The 18,099-nt window shown below is 26.4% G+C and carries 16 protein-coding genes; 3 read left to right on the top strand and 13 right to left on the bottom strand.

Annotation, left to right across the window (positions count from 1 at the left end; translation table 11 throughout):
* Positions 1 to 5 precede the first annotated feature (5 nt).
* The 11 genes from Q0F58_RS01820 to Q0F58_RS01870 form a co-directional block, all read right to left on the bottom strand.
* Positions 6 to 1,085 (bottom strand): glycosyltransferase, encoded by a 1,080-nt coding sequence (locus Q0F58_RS01820; RefSeq protein WP_294371738.1) that lies wholly within the window; start codon positions 1,083 to 1,085, stop codon positions 6 to 8.
* 41 nt (positions 1,086 to 1,126) lie between these two features.
* A complete protein-coding gene (locus Q0F58_RS01825; RefSeq protein ID WP_294371740.1) occupies positions 1,127 to 1,750 on the bottom strand; it encodes a CpsD/CapB family tyrosine-protein kinase in 624 nt (207 codons plus the stop codon).
* A 1-nt stretch (position 1,751) separates the two neighbouring features.
* Positions 1,752 to 2,441, bottom strand: coding sequence for a YveK family protein (locus tag Q0F58_RS01830; protein WP_294371744.1), 690 nt, complete (start codon positions 2,439 to 2,441; stop codon positions 1,752 to 1,754).
* A gap of 82 nt (positions 2,442 to 2,523) precedes the next feature.
* The gene (locus Q0F58_RS01835; RefSeq protein WP_294371746.1) at positions 2,524 to 3,408 is read right to left on the bottom strand and encodes a hypothetical protein; all 885 of its coding nucleotides are present in this window, start codon (positions 3,406 to 3,408) and stop codon (positions 2,524 to 2,526) included.
* 152 nt (positions 3,409 to 3,560) lie between these two features.
* A complete protein-coding gene (locus Q0F58_RS01840; protein WP_294371747.1) occupies positions 3,561 to 5,135 on the bottom strand; it encodes a lipopolysaccharide biosynthesis protein in 1,575 nt (524 codons plus the stop codon).
* A gap of 171 nt (positions 5,136 to 5,306) precedes the next feature.
* Positions 5,307 to 6,413 carry a radical SAM protein gene (locus Q0F58_RS01845; RefSeq protein WP_294371749.1) on the bottom strand — a complete coding sequence of 369 codons (1,107 nt, stop codon included), beginning with the start codon at positions 6,411 to 6,413 and terminating at the stop codon, positions 5,307 to 5,309.
* A 31-nt stretch (positions 6,414 to 6,444) separates the two neighbouring features.
* Complete coding sequence (locus Q0F58_RS01850; RefSeq protein WP_294371750.1) at positions 6,445 to 8,460, bottom strand: glycosyltransferase; 2,016 nt, start codon at positions 8,458 to 8,460, stop codon at positions 6,445 to 6,447.
* A gap of 142 nt (positions 8,461 to 8,602) precedes the next feature.
* Positions 8,603 to 9,664 carry a glycosyltransferase family 4 protein gene (locus tag Q0F58_RS01855; protein WP_294371751.1) on the bottom strand — a complete coding sequence of 354 codons (1,062 nt, stop codon included), beginning with the start codon at positions 9,662 to 9,664 and terminating at the stop codon, positions 8,603 to 8,605.
* Positions 9,664 to 10,431, bottom strand: coding sequence for a WecB/TagA/CpsF family glycosyltransferase (locus Q0F58_RS01860; RefSeq protein ID WP_294371754.1), 768 nt, complete (start codon positions 10,429 to 10,431; stop codon positions 9,664 to 9,666). Before Q0F58_RS01860 ends, Q0F58_RS01855 begins: the two co-directional genes overlap by 1 nt.
* Before the next feature lie 29 nt (positions 10,432 to 10,460).
* Positions 10,461 to 11,507, bottom strand: coding sequence for a mannose-1-phosphate guanylyltransferase (locus Q0F58_RS01865; RefSeq protein ID WP_294371756.1), 1,047 nt, complete (start codon positions 11,505 to 11,507; stop codon positions 10,461 to 10,463).
* A gap of 430 nt (positions 11,508 to 11,937) precedes the next feature.
* Positions 11,938 to 12,600, bottom strand: coding sequence for a sugar transferase (locus tag Q0F58_RS01870; protein WP_294371758.1), 663 nt, complete (start codon positions 12,598 to 12,600; stop codon positions 11,938 to 11,940).
* Positions 12,601 to 12,862: 262 nt separating this feature from the next.
* Here Q0F58_RS01870 and Q0F58_RS01875 point away from each other — a divergent pair, with 262 nt between their 5' ends.
* Complete coding sequence (locus Q0F58_RS01875) at positions 12,863 to 13,270, top strand: C-GCAxxG-C-C family protein (protein ID WP_294371761.1); 408 nt, start codon at positions 12,863 to 12,865, stop codon at positions 13,268 to 13,270.
* An 84-nt stretch (positions 13,271 to 13,354) separates the two neighbouring features.
* On the opposite strand, the gene Q0F58_RS01880 is transcribed toward Q0F58_RS01875, so the two are convergent.
* Complete coding sequence (locus Q0F58_RS01880) at positions 13,355 to 15,406, bottom strand: hypothetical protein (RefSeq protein WP_294371763.1); 2,052 nt, start codon at positions 15,404 to 15,406, stop codon at positions 13,355 to 13,357.
* A gap of 200 nt (positions 15,407 to 15,606) precedes the next feature.
* Between Q0F58_RS01880 and Q0F58_RS01885 the strand changes: the two genes are divergently transcribed.
* Positions 15,607 to 16,164 carry a serine O-acetyltransferase gene (locus Q0F58_RS01885; protein WP_294371764.1) on the top strand — a complete coding sequence of 186 codons (558 nt, stop codon included), beginning with the start codon at positions 15,607 to 15,609 and terminating at the stop codon, positions 16,162 to 16,164.
* An 81-nt stretch (positions 16,165 to 16,245) separates the two neighbouring features.
* Here Q0F58_RS01885 and Q0F58_RS01890 read toward each other — a convergent pair whose 3' ends face one another.
* A complete protein-coding gene (locus Q0F58_RS01890; RefSeq protein ID WP_294371767.1) occupies positions 16,246 to 16,578 on the bottom strand; it encodes a hypothetical protein in 333 nt (110 codons plus the stop codon).
* Positions 16,579 to 16,801: 223 nt separating this feature from the next.
* Here Q0F58_RS01890 and Q0F58_RS01895 point away from each other — a divergent pair, with 223 nt between their 5' ends.
* Positions 16,802 to 17,866 carry an acyltransferase gene (locus Q0F58_RS01895; RefSeq protein WP_294371770.1) on the top strand — a complete coding sequence of 355 codons (1,065 nt, stop codon included), beginning with the start codon at positions 16,802 to 16,804 and terminating at the stop codon, positions 17,864 to 17,866.
* Positions 17,867 to 18,099 lie beyond the last annotated feature (233 nt).

Here is an 18,099-nt window from a genome sequence, read left to right on the forward strand (position 1 = left end):
ATATACTATGTTACATACAAATCCAGCAGTCTCTTTACCATAAATCTTATATCAAAATTTTTAATTACATATTTTCTTATAATATTTCTATCAATATTCATACTATTAATTCTATATTCCAGTTTTTCTGTCAGATCATCAATATTTTCACTTTCAAATAATAATCCAAGGCTATCATCATTTATTATTTCTTTAGGTCCATCAATATTGCTTGCAATACATGGTATTCCTTTTACCATAGCTTCAATCAATGCAATTCCAAAACCTTCATAACGAGATGGAAGAACAAATATGTCTATTTTATCTAAAAATCCAGATATATCATCTACATTTCCTAAAAATTCAATATTTTCTTCAACATTTAAAGAATGACAAAGCACTTTTAATCTATTTATGCTCTCATCCTGCTCTTCACCTCCTCCTGCAAATAAACATTTTATTTTTGGATATTTGCTCTTCAATCTTGATACTGCTTTTATCAATAAATCTTGTCCTTTTTTTCTTGGAATAAGCCTTGCAACATTTCCAATCACTATTTTTCTTTTGTCAAATGCTTCACATGATTTTATGCTAAATTTATCAATATCAACAGCATTATATATTTTTACTATTTTATGTTCTTTTACTCCTCTCGATAATATCTCCTTTTTTACACTATCTGATATGGCAATGATTTTATTGCAAAAAAATTTATCTATACTAACTTCATAATATTTTAAACTGCTATAAATTTTGGTATCATGAACCGTAGTAAATATTTTTACAGCTGGTTTTAAAATTTTAGCTGGAATTGAAAACTTGACTGCATTTTCCATCTGGCAATGTATTATGTCAATCTTATTTTGAAAAATAATTCTTGTGTATTTTATTATAAATTCAAGCTTTCTTCCACTTACTGGTCTGTTGAGCAGAATAACTTTTACATTACTGTTTAAGCTCTTTAATAAATTTTTATCATAACTATTATTAATTACGCATAAAAAAACATTATTTTCTTTAATATCAGCTATTGTGTTCATAACATCAACCAATAATTTTTCTATTCCTCCAACATTGAATGAAAAAGTTACATATAATATATTCATTATTTCTCCCTTAAAAAATATGCTTTTTTAGTAACAAGAAATCAATTATAATCTGCATTAGACTCATTTAAGACTATTCCCAAAATGTTAGCTTTTACTATGTTTAATTTCTTTTTTAACTTTAGTATTAAATCTAAACTATTTTTTGCTTCCTTTACAACAAGAATAACTCCATCAGATTTTTGGGCTAAAATCTGTGCATCTGTATATAAATCCATCTTTGGTGTATCTAAAATAATGTAATCATAATTTTCTCTTAGATCCTCTAATAATTCACTCATCTTATCGCAATCTATAATATCTGTCTGCTTGTTTATAGTTCCACCTGCTGTCAATATTTTAAGGTTTTCATTATAATTGAATAAAACCTGATATAAATCTTTTTCATTTAAAAGAACATCTAATATTCCTTCTTTTGCTTTTATTTTGAAAACATTATTGAGTGATGGTTTTCTAAAATTACAGTCAATTAATAATACCTTTCTATTTTTTTTCGCAAGAGATAAAGACAAATCTTTGCATACTGTAGTTTTACCTTGTTTTCCTGTATAACTTACAACTGCTATTACCTTAACATTATTATTTCCTAAATTGTTCTCTATATTTATTATTAAAGATTTATATGCTTCTATTACATTGCTTCTATTATTTTTTAACCCAAGCATTTTAAAATACTCCTTTACATCTCTTATACTTTGGTATTGATCCTATCACCATTAATTCAGAAACAGATTCTATTTGTTCAGCAGATAACTGCTTATCTCCAAAGTTTTCCACAAAAATTGCCAATACACTGCTTAATATAAATCCCATAACAATTGAAATAAGAAGATTGAGTTTCTTTTTAGGATAAGCAGGTTCATCTGGAAGTTCAATTGTCTCTATTAATTCAGCACTTCCTCCTGGTATAATCTCCTTTGATTTATTTATAAATTCTTGTGATATTGAATCTACTATATTCTTAACCAAATAAGGATCTGTATCTTTATATGTTATCTGTATTATCTGAGTATTATCTATATCCACTACCTCAAGATTATCTAATACTTCTTTTGCATTTCTATCTACATTTGCATCATCTATAGCTTTATTAATTAAATCTTTAGTTTTTATTATTTCGACATACGTTGAAATAAATTCCTTATATGTTTTCAACTCATTCATATTATATTGTCTGTTATCTTCCTTGCTCATTCCAATAAAGATCCTTGCATTGCTCTCATACATTGGGATAGCAATGTAAAAATTCAAAATTGTTGATAAAACACCAATAAAAGCAGTTATAACCACTATAGATTTAATTCTCTTTTTTAAAATTATGAAAATATCCCTTAATTTTATTTCTTCTTGATTCATAATTTACCCACCATCCCCCTTTTTATTCTTAATAGTTCATTTAATTTTTTCTGATTAATCATAAAAAATATCTGTATATTATTTAATATAAATCATCAATTATTTTTTGGTTGCATATAGTAAAGTATTTGTCATATGCTAAATTAGTAGCATATACTCTTCTTTTCTTATCTTTAAGTATCTTAAATCTTCCTCCAACAATTTCTTTTATATCATTTCCATTACCTTGAGAATCTAATTTTTTATAATCAGCTCCTGCATTAAATACAAATTTATTCTCTATATTTTCTCCAGTAACCCATGCATCACAATAAACCGTAACATACAATATATCCTCTGGATCTTCTATTTTTACAGGAGGAGTCCAAAAGTGAAAACATCTTCCTCTGCTTGAAGAATCAATATTTACTATTATTCCATTTTTAGTAAATTCAATTTCAGCTTTCTGCTCGCTTTGATCTGAATAATTTTCTTTATAGAATGATCCATACAATTTACTGGGCTCATTAATTATTTCCCAGGATTTTGTTGAATTTTTATAACATATGAGAGCCAGGTCTTCTATGTGAAGCCTTGCATTTTCAGGATACTCCTCTCCATCAGCTATAAATATCTGCCCCCATGGATTAATATTATTAAAATTTTCAGGCATTTTTATATTATCAAATGGAAACCATCCTCCTATCTGCTGCCTCTTCTGTGCTCCATGAGGTACTGCTTCATTAGGAAGATTCATATCCATAATTACTTCATCTGTAATATCTGTTATTTTAAACTTTCCTTGAATCTGATTTAACTTGGGTTCACCTGGAAAATCTCTTATTTTAATCTTTCCTTGTCCTATATATTCAAAATCCATATTCTTCAATTCCAAATAATTTCCTATTTCTTTTGAATAGTTATGTGAAATTCCTATTGCTGCTGCAATAAACAGACATATTAAGAATATTAATTCATGCTTTTTCATGTTTTCTATTTTTATCTTATTCCTTTCTTCAATTAATGTATTTTTATCAATAAAATATACATTAACTACTTTTCTGATTTTTTATTGAAATACATATTCTATTTATATTCCATACAGTAATTATTATGATTTTGCTATTTCATGATTAAAAATTATTTTTCAGCAGAAACATTTTTCAATTTTATTTTTTCTATTACTTTTTTTGTTTTATCTAAAAATAATTTTTTTATTAGAAAATCCAACTCTTGAGTTTTTGAAAGCAGTAGAACTGGAACGATAATAGCTAAAATTCCAACAATAAAAATCTTAATAACAAATATATTTAATGTAACTTTAGTGATCCATGATGTTGCACATTTTACCAATAAGACTGTAACCATAGAAACTATATAGTAATATGATAGTTTTTTAAAGTAAATCATTGGTGAACATGAATATACCTTTTTGCTTACAATTACCAATCGTGAATATAAATAAATGAGTGAAGTTACTACTGTTCCTATTAATGCACCATCTATTCCAATTCTATTTATAAGTGCAATTGAAATTGCAATATTTAATGACGCTGAAATCAATATTATTAATTTATCATATTTAAATAGTCTATAAATAACAAATAACTGAGCTGGAAGCTGAATCAATATTGAAAACAGCAGATTAATTCCCAATAATGCTGCAGTACTATTATCCAGAAGAAATTTATCGCCAAAATATATTTTAATAAATGGCTGGATCAAAAACATAATACATATCATGCAGAAATTTCCTATAAAGTAGTTGGCGAATAAATAATTATTGACCATATTTTTTTGATTCTGAATATCAGTTTCTGAATTTATATATATTCCAAATGTAGCTTGAATAGAGGCTAATACCTGTCCAACTATATTGCTCACAATATTTGTTATCATGGTATAATTTGATAAAAATCCTGTGAGTATTGATCCCTTAAATGCAGATATAATCAAATTATCTGTACTATAAAATACATATGCACCTATTTTAGATATAAAAACATCCTTAACATATTTTTTAATTTTAATTTTGTATTCACCTATAATAGAATAATCAATTTCACTATTTAAATAATCATATTTCTTTGAACAATTGAAATACACAATTAAATTTGACAATACATTTTTTCCGATTGTTATACATACATAAATAACATAATTAGGAATGATAAATAAGATTACTATCTGAGTTATTGATGCTATTAGGTATAATACAGTGTCAATCATAGATGTAACATAAGTCCTCTGATCAGCAATTAACAATGTTCTTTGATATCCCATATAATATGTTGAAACAGATCCTGCCAGATTTATATAAAATAAAAGCCTTAAATAACTAAAATCATCACCTGCATCACTTATAAATATTGGTAATAAAAAAGAAACTAGAATTCCCATAACAGCAATAATAATTCCTAAAATCCTATATATTTTTTTGAATATATACATTAATACTTTTATACGTTCAGTATCATTATCAGCTATAGGCTTATACAAAAAACTAGCAATAGCTACTCCAACTCCAAGTTCTGTCAGACTTAGCATAGACAATATATTTGAAAAAACAGAATTATACCCAAGATAAATTACTCCAAGCTTAACTACAAAAGTTTTTCTCACAACAAAACCAAGAATTATATTAATGACTTGAGTTATTAATACCGTAATAGTATTAACATATATAAATTTAATTTTTGATGCTTTATTATCCATTAATATATCTCACCCACATGTCATTCTATTTTTCCATTAATAAATATTTTTTATAATCTTACTTTTTAAATATTTTGTGATTTAAAATGAATGATGAAATTTTGTAAAAATTTCATCATCATACAGTTTTATTATTAGAACATATATTTATGTTGCAATTATTTTTTTAATCTATTTATCTTTTTTAATATCTTTTATCCTATTGGCTATCTTTTTAGGAATTTCACCTATATATTTCACATCATTTTCTATAGCTATCTCTTCTTTTTTTATAAATGAATATTCCTCATTATTATACTTCAACTTTTGTTTCATAAATTGTTCCATTTGAGGTTTAAGCCATGTTCTGCCTTCACTATCTATACGGTTTCTAGTCTCAGCATAAGTAACAGTATCAAGTTCAGGTATATTACCCAAAGTCAAGAATGCATGTCCAGCCCAGCAATGAGGAAGAGTGCAGTTATGACCAAGAGCTTTAAAATTCAATGGCTTGTCAATATTTTTATAAATATTGTCCAAAGGCCTTCCCCAATAACATTGTTTCATATCTCCAGTTCCTAAATTAATATATAAACTCCAATCCCCTGCATAACAGAATTCTTTTCTTTTTTTATAAAAAATACTAGCTTTAAAATCAAATAAAGCTGAATCAAAAGTTCCCCATATCTTTTTATATTCTTCAAAAGAATATTTAGATAAAACATCTACGTCTTTAGTTCTTTCATCTCTTGCAATAGTGACATGACATAACGCCCCAAGGTTTTCCATACAAACTTTTTTTACATCTTCAATATAAGGTATTAATTCATCACTTGGCGTAAGTTCAATAGTAAATGATGCTTCACTGCTGCGCACCTTCTTTACATTTTCAAAATATGTTTCCATCAAATTTCTTTTTAGCAGCTCAAGATAATGAAATGAAAACTTGAAAAATAATCTTTTCAATAATTCTGAATCAAATTCTAGAATTTCATTAATCCGCTGTGTTAATGTCCCATTAGTCACTACCATAACATAATGTCCTTCTTCTAGTAATGCTTTCAATACTCTGACAACCTCTTCTTCAAGAAGGGTTTCTCCTCCCGCACAAAAATTAATAAGACATGTTCCTCCCAACCGTTCTTTAGACAGTGCTTTTCTTATGACTTCTGGAGAGCATTTAAATTGAGCCAGTTTATTATTGAAATTTCGCATTTGTGCTATATAACAATAATGACATCTCAAATTACATGTTTCTGTTGGAATATAACAGTCTAAAAATCTTTTTAGTTTTTCCATAATAGAATCTCCTTTAAATACTTTTTTAATATTAAATACTTTTGCCATCTAGTTTATTTCTTAATTGATCAAAATAAATATTATGAAAATCTATAGAAGAAATTTTTTCCAAGCTGCATAATTTATTAATCAATAATCTGATAAAGTCATAATCCAGATCTTCTATAAATTCTATATAATTTAAACCTTTTATCCATTCCAATGTTCCGGATATTTTATGATCACATGATTTAATCACTATGCATGGAGTATTGGTTATAACACTAAAAATCATTCCATGCAATCTATCAGTTATGACAATTTTTGATTTTAGAAATTTTTTCAGTGTGTTTTTTAATTCTATTTCACGAGTTTCCTTATATATCTTTTTATTTATCACTGTGTCAGAGACAACCACATTATCATAATCTTCATTAATCCTATCTATTAATAATTTTCTGTTTTCTCCTAATACACTCTCTGCATCTTTCCTAAAACAAACCATGATGTTTTCTCTTTTATACTCATTATGTTTGTACATATTATTCAAAAAAAACACCATATCTGGATTTAATAATATTCTTGATTTTTTTAATATGTCTTTCATAATATCATATGATTTTTTTTCTCTTGCTATGACTGTTAAATTTTTATGACCGTTATATACTCTTTCACTTTTTATAAGTTCCTTTTTACCATTCACATCATCTGTAAAACTTATAGTCTGAGGCATCGAAATTATGCGATTTTTATGAAAAGTCTTGATTATAAACCTTCTTCTCATTTCTTCATCAATCCATATGTTATTCATGTTTCCGCCACCAGCAAGAACTATAAAATCATCTTTTTTAAGTATTTTTTTTAATGACTTTGCTGTTTTGTATACATCTTCTCCATATATTTCAATCACTTCATATTCATTATAAAATTCTTTAAAAAACAGATTGGTTGAATATACTATTGCCTGATCTCCCATGTTTCCATATGTAGGCGTAAGCATATGAATTATCTTTTTTCTGTTCTTATATTCTTTATAATTTTTGTAATATATAAAACTAAATATATACTGTATCCTTTTTCTCATTATTCCAATTAATTTATTTAACCATTTTATATGAAGAATAAAATACAAAGTGGGACTTAACCAGAAAGCAAATCCCATTATTCTGTCTCCTGCTTTTCTATCAGTATTAACTAAATATCTGAAAAATATCTTCCTATACTCACGTTTTATTTTTTTCATATGAAATGGATCTTTATATAAATAAATTTTGCATAAGAAAAAATACTCTATCAATAAATCTTTATAATGTATTAGTGTCTTTTTATATAGATTTTTATTTTTTATCTCTTTAAAAAAATCAGCTCTTTCTTTAACTGCTTCCAATTTATGAAGCTTTTTTTCAGAGAATCCACTATTAATAATGCTTTTATCTGTTTTCCTATAGTAATACATAATTTGATCACATAATATTACTTTTTCTGATTTATATAACAGTTTGTGAATTATAAATTCATCTTCATGTATTTTATTTTCCGGAAAGATAATATTTTCAAACAAATTTCTTCGATAAAGTTTATTCCATACAACTACGGTTTCAACATATCTGTCATTATATAAGTTATTCAATGCTTGTATATTATTTATGATTTCTATGTTTTTCTCACTGCTATTTAATAATAATCTATCTGCTTTCTCATTTTCAGTTTTAAGAAATCTGCATTGTACTATATCTGATTTATATTCTTCCATAATATTATATAAAGTTTCATACATGCTGCTTTCAATCCAGTCATCACTATCCACAAATCCAATATATTTTCCAGTTGCTTCTTTCAATCCTGCATTTCTTGCTGAACTCAAGCCTCCATTTTTTTTATGAATAACTTTTATCCTATTATCGATTTTTGAATATTCATCACATATTATGCTGCAATTATCTTTTGAACCATCATCTATCAATATAATTTCTAAATCTTTAAAAGTCTGAGAAATAACTGAATCAATACATTTAGACAGATATTTTTCAACATTATATACTGGTATTATTACAGATATCTCAGCCATTAATTTGTTTCCTCCTTTTATCTATCCAAATAAATTTAATATATGTTCCAATAATAAAACTGCATAATAATTTAAAGAAATCTCTGCTAAGATTTTATCCTTCATTGCCAATTGCACATTGTTAATTGGAATATATAACTGATCATTCTTTAAGTAAATTTAAATATATACTGTAAAGCTTATCTATATGTTGTTTTATATCGAACTCATTCTTCATACGTCTATATGCATTTTCACTATATTTTTGTCTCATTTCTGAATTACAAACCATTTTTAGTATTTCACAAGAAAGTGCCTCCACATCTCCAGGACTTATTAGTACCCCATCTTCTTCATTTCTTATAGCCTCTGGAATAGCCGCAATTTTTGTTGTTATATTGGGTATTCCGTATGACATAGTCTCTAAAATAGTCATTGGCAGACCTTCATTGTATGATGGGAGAACATTTATCAAAGTATTTGAAAAACACCATTCCTTTTTTTCTTCAGTAAGCCATCCACAATACTCCACTAAATCATCTAATTGAAATTTTTTTATTTTTTCATTTATATTTCCTTCAATATCAATTCCATATAATTTTATTTTAATTGGAGCTTTAAATTTACCTTTGATATTTTGAGCTGCCTGTAAAAAATCATCAATTCCTTTTCTTTTTAATAAAAGTCCTAAAAATATTATCTGCTTTGCACTATTGTTATATCTGTTTTCTTCTGGAACTTTAACAGCATTATATAGAACTTGAATTTTTGCCTTATCTCGCACAATTTTTTCAAAGAATTCACTCCATTTCTTTCCAAGAACCAAAATTTTATCAGCATTTTCAAATATTCTGTTTATTATATTCTGAATACATACAGACTGCTTTAAATACCAATCTTCAATCATAGCTCCATGCATATGAATCATTATTTTACAGCCAAACATCTTTCCTACAATTACAATAATTCCCTCTCTAAATACACTTCCTTTTTCAGCCATATGAATGTGTATTATATCAATCTTTTTTAACTTTATATAATAAATTATTTTTATCAATGACTTTATAAAAAATAATGCTTTAATTATTCTCGAAGAATTGGTAACTGTTGGAATATATATCATATTGGTCTTTTTTATAAATTCTCTGTCATTCAAGTAATTTTCAATTACTGTCAGCATTCCTCCAACACATTTGCTATCAACACCAACCATTAAAACATTCATCAAAACCTCCTTATATTATCTATATTTTGTTTCCTGTATCGAAACATTATTGGAATAATCTTAAAATCATCTATTAAATATCTTTTTGCCATCCTTCTTGGTTCTTTGCATAATCTATAAAACCATTCCATTCCATGTTTCTGCATCCACACTGGTGCTCTTGAGACTACACCAGCCTCAAAATCTATTCCTGCGCCTATCGCCAATGAAACTGGTACTTTTAATTCATTCCTATATTTATAAATAAATTTCTCCTGTTTTGGAGCTCCAAGGCCTACAGCAAGTATATCTGGTTTTTTATCATTGATGATATTTAAAATATGCTGAACTTCTTCTTTATCATTTTCAAATCCATATTTAGGTGAATAAGTTCCAACTATATTCAATCCATCAAATTTGTTTATTAAATTCTCTGCAGCTTTTTGAGCTACACCTTGAGCTGCACCTAATAAAAATACTGTATATCCTTTTTTAGCTGCAAGTTCACATACTTTGGGAAACAAATCTGAACCTGATATTTTTTCCTTTATAGATGTGGATTTAATTTTAGATATCCATACAAGAGGCATTCCATCTGTCAGAATCAAATCTGCATTCATATATGCTTCTTTCATTTCCGAATCACTTTCAAGTTTTACTATATGATCTACATTAGGGGTTACAACATAACTTATCTTCTTTTTTAAGATAAGTTTTTCAATTTCTTTTATTGCTTCGTCCATAGTTAAATTATCAACTTCAGTATTCAATAATTTAATCCTGCACATTATCACACCTCCCATATAATTCAAATTTATTAAATCTCATTTCTATACTCTTTCAAATTATCCATATAATCTTTATTTATAATATAAAAGCAGTCCTCTGTTTCTATTGTTAATACATCATTAATACCTATCATTATTACTTTTTTTTCATTGTTTATTGTTATATTAGACTTAGACTCAATAATTAATGTATTGCTATTTGTAATGTTATTATATACATCCTTCTTCTTATATCTTTCAATAGATTTCCATGTACCAATGTCATCCCAGCCAATAGCTGCAGGTACAACATATATTTCCTTTGATTTTTCTAGAACAGCATAATCTATAGATATAGATTTAACTTTTAAATACTTATCTTTTACAGCCATATCCAATTCATTTTGGTTTACATTTTTAATATTCTTCAGTTCTTCATATATTTCAGGACAGTATTCTCTAGTCTCATTTAAAATTCCAGAAATCCTCCATAAAAATATTCCTCCGTTCCAAAGATAATTTCCATCTCTTAAATAACTTTCTGCTTTTTTTAATTCAGGTTTTTCTATAAATCTCTTAACTTTTAAAAAACTTTTATTTATTATTTGTTCTGGTTTTTCATCATATTTTATATATCCATATCCTGTTTCAGACCTATCTGGCTTCATTCCAATAGTTATTAATGCGTTTCTATTTTTTTTCAAGAATTCATTACAATTCAAAATTATGTTTCTGAATTCATCATTATTTTTTATCAAATGATCTGAAGGCAGTACTACCATAACAGCATCTTTAAATTTTCTGTTTATTATAATTGAAGATAAAATAATACATGGTGCAGTATTTCTGCCTTCAGGCTCTATTATTATGTTTTCTTCTGGTATTTCTGGTACCTGTTCTTTCACTAAACCAACATATGCAGACACAGTACATATAAATATATTTTCCATAGGAATTATGGATCTTATCCTGTCTATTGTCATTTGAATCATCGTTCTGCTTCCCAAAAGGTTTAAAAACTGTTTAGGCTTCTCTTCTGTAGATAAAGGCCAGAACCTTGTTCCTTTCCCCCCTGCCATTATTAATGCACATAACATAACCCCACCTTCTTTTCAATTGAATATAAATAGAAATCTGATTTAATATATAACTACAATTACATAATCATTGCATATTTAATTTTATGTTAATGATTGTCCTGTTATTACCACAAATTATTTATGGTAATATAAATTTCTATAAAAGAGTAAAAAGTTAATTGCAACATATATTTTTATGCTTTTGCTCTTTTTTAAAATTATCCATATATTGTACAAAAATATAATTTCATATAGAATTAAAAAAAGCATTTTCCACACAACTGAAAATGCTCATTTTCCTTCTATAAAAATATATTTATATTTTTCAATTCATATACATATTCTAAAAATGAATCAGCACAATAATCAAAAAATCTTTCTGTAATTTCATACTTTATTGTAATTTGCCAATTATACATTATTAATTAAAACATAATATACTGTAATCTTAACTTGCATTTTTATCACCTAAAAGTACAAAGAAAGTTTTAAATATAAGTTTTAAATCAACCCATATATTTCTTTCATCAACATATTTAATATCTAGTTTCATCCAATCTATATAATCAATCTTATCTCGTCCTCCTACCTGCCAATAACATGTTAATCCCGGTCTCACTATCAATCGTTTTAACATCCATGGTTCAAATTGATTAACTTCATCTGGAAGAGATGGTCTAGGACCCACAAAACTCATTTCTCCTTTTAATATGTTTATCAATTGTGGTAATTCATCTATACTTGTCTTTCTAATAAATCTGCCTATTCTAGTTACCCTTGGATCATTCTTCATCTTAAACATAGGACCATTTCTTTCATTCTTCTCAACCAGTTTACATTTTAATTCTTCTGCATTTGCTACCATGGATCTAAACTTATACATTTTAAATGTTTTTTTATTTATTCCAACACGCTCCTGCATAAATATTACTGGCCCTGGAGATTCAATTTTAATAAGTACAGAAACTATTAAAAGTATTGGACTTATTATTATTAATGTTGCAATAGAACATATAATATCAAATGCACGTTTAATAAATTCATATATTTTTTTAGATAAAATCTGCTGCCTGAGTTTCACCTCATTATCTTCAAAATTTATCTCTTGCATCCACACACCCCTCCTAGCAAAGCTTTACTACATAAATCAGCTTTACTTTACTAATTGTTATATCTAAATCTTATGCATGGTTTTTTTACTTTATACTAACTTTTATTCTTTTGCATGCTTGTAATATAAATTTATGTGAATTCATTTTCATTATTTACATTATAAATTTGCAGAAATAATATTATAAATGTTATACTTCTATTAAAGAGATTTTAAATAGTTATTTTAATGAATCAAAATTTATTTGGGAGGAATTTTCAAAATGGATAGTAGAATTAGTATTACTGCTGAAAAGCATAATAAGGGTTATAATTGTGCCCAAGCAATTGTTTGTACATATTGTGATTTGTTTGGAGTAGATGAAGAAACTGCATTTAGATTATCTGAATGTTTTGGCCTTGGAATGGGTGGCATGCAGAGTACATGTGGTGCACTCTCTGGAGTTCTCATGCTTGCTGGATTAAAAAACAGTAATGGACTTGTGAAACCTGGAAGTACAAAAGCTTCTTCTTATGCTCTTGCAAAAAAATTAGCTGAGGAATTTAAAGAAATGAATACTTCTACAATATGTAAAGAACTTAAAGGAATCGATGATGGTATTGTAAAACGTTCATGTCCTGGATGTATTGAAGATGCTGCAAAAATTGTAGAAAAATTTTTAATAGATTAGGATATATCACTTCTTCATTATACTGAGAATATCATTATAATTTAAATATTCTCAGTATAACTTAAATTCAAGACAATATAGCATCTAATTTTCTATTTTTCCTTGTGAATCCACCCATTGAGAACCATTCCAGTACAAAATCTTATTAACTTCATAATCAAAATAATATTCTCCCTTCATTGGAGCTCTAGGTCTGTCATAACTTCTTCCATAAACTCTTGCTGCTGAATATTGAATTTTATCTATTAATCCTTGAGTAACATATTCATCTGCCAAATCTGCATTTAAATTAGTAGCATAACATCTTCTTGGATAATTTTTTAATTTTATAAATCTTCCCCCACACATTTCTCTTACACTAGTATCATAATTGACTCTCACATCACTGCCTGCATTTGCCACAAAAATATCTGCAACATCACTATTACTGCTGCCTGACCCATCTCCAGTAACCCATGCATCCATGTATACACATATATATTTAAAATCAGTGTCCAAATCTGATACATAATGCTGATTGCACCATAAATGCAGAAGTCTGCCACTTGAACTTGAATCTATTTCTGCTGTGTATATGTGATTTGATATAGAATCAGCAGGATTCAAAAATGTTTCATTATGAAAGTCTTCATAATAAAATTTGCCATAAATATTATCAGGATTGTTCAATATCTCCCAGCCTTTGGTTGATTCTCTATATCCCAGCACTGTTAGATTTGCAATATGAACAAAAGCTTTCTTGGGATATTTTTTACCTTTAATTATATATACTCCTCCCCATGCATTTATAACTTTATATCCTGATGGTATTTCAGCACTTTCAAAAGGGAACCATCCACTTACTCTCATTCTCATCTGAGCTCCATTTGGTACTGCCTCATTAGGAAGATTCATTGCCATCTTTACTTCATCCTTAATATCCTTAGCATTAATGAACCCCTGTAATTGAGATTTTCTTGAATCATAAGGAAAATCTTTTATTAATACATTTCCATTTCCAAAAATATTTGTATTATGAAGAAGTAATGCTGTCTTTTTATCTATTTTAAATGTATATTTATCAGGAATATAATTATAGTTACTATTAAAAAATCTGCTGTCATCTTCTATTCCATCTCCTGCTGCACCTTTAAGAAGTGGATTTGAATATCCTTCAACATATTTCACATTAGAATTTCTATATTTTAATGTAACTGTTGGAATTATATTATTATCCAATATGAGATAACTATTTTCCAATAATCGCAATCTCCATTGTGTTATATCTATTTTCTTTTCTATAGGCTGTTCCAATATATAAAAAGTTGTACTATAATCAGTAAGTACATTATGATCACTTTCATCTCCATTTTTATACTTTCTACTGCCAATGAATCTTTTTAACAAACCAGTTTTTAAATCTAAACTATCATATATATCTCCTATTCTTTTAAGACTGCTGTCTAAAGAAATTTCAATATAATCAGTATTGCTGCTGTTTTCTTTTGTTGTCATATCTTTAAAATATATATTTTCTGCACCTGCATCGATTCCTTGTCCATAATAATCTCCATCACAGTAAAATCTGAAAGATGATAATTCAGCAGACTCTCTTAACTTAAAGATATTAGTAAATCCAAAATAATCTTCATATCCTTCTTTATAATTCGCCACCATTTTTATATGTCTATTATTTTCACCATATAAATAATATGATTTTCCCAATTTAAATCTTTCTATATTCTCCATTTTTATAAGTCTTGCTGTATTGTTGTCATAAGATATTGTTATATCTCCTATATTTATTACAGGAATATTTGATGCCTTAATATATAATTTATTATCATCCAAATCTCCCACACTTCTCAAAACATACCCATTTATATACTCCTTTGAATATATTTTAGATTTATCTTTTTGAAATAATGAATTTCCTTTTACTAAAATCTGTTCAGATAGCTGTCCAATTGATGATCCTACTTTTTGAATTCTTCTATTACTTGTGAGAGAAATAATATCCTTATCTGAACTATAATTTTTATCATCTACATTACTAAGATTATCTATTATTGTTTTAATTTCTTTTTTTGATACATATTTATATTTAATATAATCAAGAATTTCTTTTACTAATATTTTTATATTTTCTGTATTCAATTATTTAAATTTCTCCTTTTTCTTAATTATTACCATGAATTTAATGTTAAGATTTTTATAACTTAATATATTAATATTCTGACTTATATTAATTTGTGAGTGCATATACATAATATTAGATTACTTTTTTGCAGATATGTATCTTAGTATAAAAATCTATCTGTAATTTTCAATTTATATAACCGATTGGAGATATATTTATGAACTATAATGTTAAAAAACTTATAAAATCTGATTATATGAGATATAAACAAGATTACAGTAAATTCAGCCTGATAAAAGAATTCTTTTTCAATAAAGGGTTTAGATTTTCTGTTATTTTGAGAATGTGCAAACATTATGAAGATAAAAAATACAGATGCCTGTTTTTTAGAATAATAAAAAAAGTTCTATTTATAAATTTTAAAACCATTGAAATTCCATATAACCTTACTATCGGAAAAGGACTTTATCTTGGACATTTTTCTGGAATAACAATCAATCCGGATGCAATAATAGGAGATAATGTAAATATTCATAAAGGAGTTACTATTGGTCAAGAAAATCGTGGTAAAAGAAAAGGTTCCCCAAAAATAGGAAATAAAGTATGGATTGGCGTTAATTCTACTTTAGTTGGAAATATAACAATCGGAAACAATGTTCTAATCGCTCCAAACAGTTTCATAAATTTTGATGTTCCCTCCAATTCAATAGTCGTGAATAATTTGATAAAGCCCTGCAATAATGCTACTGATGAATATATTGTAAATCTGACATGATGGAGACTTTTTCAATGGGGCGTAATATTTCATCATTTCTATAATTCTATATTTAATTACGCCCCTTTATCATTCAATTTGCTAATTAGTTGATTCTATTTCTGATATGACAGATTCTACAGCTTTTATAATATCATCATTGCTTAATTCTGATTGAGGAATTATTATATTTATATTTTTATTATTATCAGGTATCATTTTTACATTATTTATAGTAATACTGTCTATTTTATTTTCTTCTGCTTCATAAGGAGCATGTTTTATCTGACTGTGAACATATGCAGAATCATAGTTATCTTTCAATTCATCAGTCAAATCATTAGTTACCTTTGGAATATCCTCCTTTTTAGCATATTCATTTTTTATATATGATAAAATCTTTGCAGTTAGTGCTTTTACATTACTCAAATCCATATATAATCCCTCACTTTTTACATATCTTATATTATTAAAGTATGTTTTATAATTATTTTTGACTATAAATTATGTTGATTTATTCAAAAATCATTGTACTATTTTAAACAATAAAATCTTTTATCATTTTACTCCTATTGAAAGCATTACTATATTTTTGAATATTATATTTAAAGAAATAATATATGTATATTAACGTCTATTTGAATTGGAGGGAAAAATTTTGAATGAAAGAAAGTATTCATTAGATTCACTAAAATTTCTATGTATCTTTGGAGTAGTGTTTGTACATGGCACATTGATAGGGCAGATGGAATGGGGACTTACAGGTAAAATCATAAATACCATCGCAAGAGTTTGTGTTCCTTTATTTTTTATTACAACAGGATATTTTTTTTATAATAAATGTACTAAACAATATAGCAGAAAATATACTTTAAATCTTATTAAGACCTTTATAACATGGACTGGCATTTATATTCTTTATAGTGTAATAATAATTACTATGTCTAACATAACAAATTTCAAAGATTTATTTTATAATATCCACAATTACTTTTACCAGTTTCATATACGTGATATATATTATGGAACTGGAATCGTAAAATATCACTTATGGTATTTATCAGCTATGATTCTTATAATTCCAATACTGCATTTTTTAATTAGTAAGAGTTTATTAACTAAAGCATTAATCCTATCCTTTATATTAAATATTATAGGAATTTTAATTCCTGTTTTAACAAATATACCTTTCTGGCGTGTAAGAGATGGAGTATTTTATGGATTATTTTATTGTATATTGGGCGCATTTATAAAGAAAAAAGAATCAGTACTTCTCAATATTACAGAGAAAATTTCCAATTTCAAATATTCTGTAGCAATAATTCTTCTGTTTTGTGTAATGATATGCGAACGATTTATGTATATCTTTTTATTCAGTAATTCTGGAAATTACTTTTTTTCAACAATTCCACTATCTGTTTTAATTTTTATCTTCTTCTTAAAAAATAATAATATTTTAAAAAATACAATATTAAATAAATTAGGTAAACATACTTTAGGAATCTACTTAATTCATCCATTAATTATTGACACTGTAGTATATATTGAATCTGCACTCAATATTTCATGGATATCTTCCAATGTTTTATGGCAATTAATTTATATTCCTATTCTCATAACACTTTGCTATGTTTTTTATGAATTTTTCAACAATATCAAAAATAGAATTACTATTCATAAGTTCATATTTTCCAGAACAAATTTAAATTCAAAGATAAATTGAAATTATTAAACTTTATATTATTTAGCACCTATTAATCCATTAATGATATTGCTAGACTTGAATTTTAAAAATTTCTATAATTATTTATATAAAAAAGGAAGAATTCAAAGTTTCTGAATTCTTCCTTTCTCATATGCTTAAGTATAAAATCAAAAATTAAAAACAACAAAGCTCCCACTGCTTTTTCTATATTAATAGCTAAAAATTTTCAGATACTTCTTTCCATTATATTC

The sequence above is a fragment of the uncultured Clostridium sp. genome, from assembly GCF_934754915.1.
Classification (GTDB): Bacteria; Bacillota; Clostridia; order Clostridiales; family Clostridiaceae; genus Clostridium.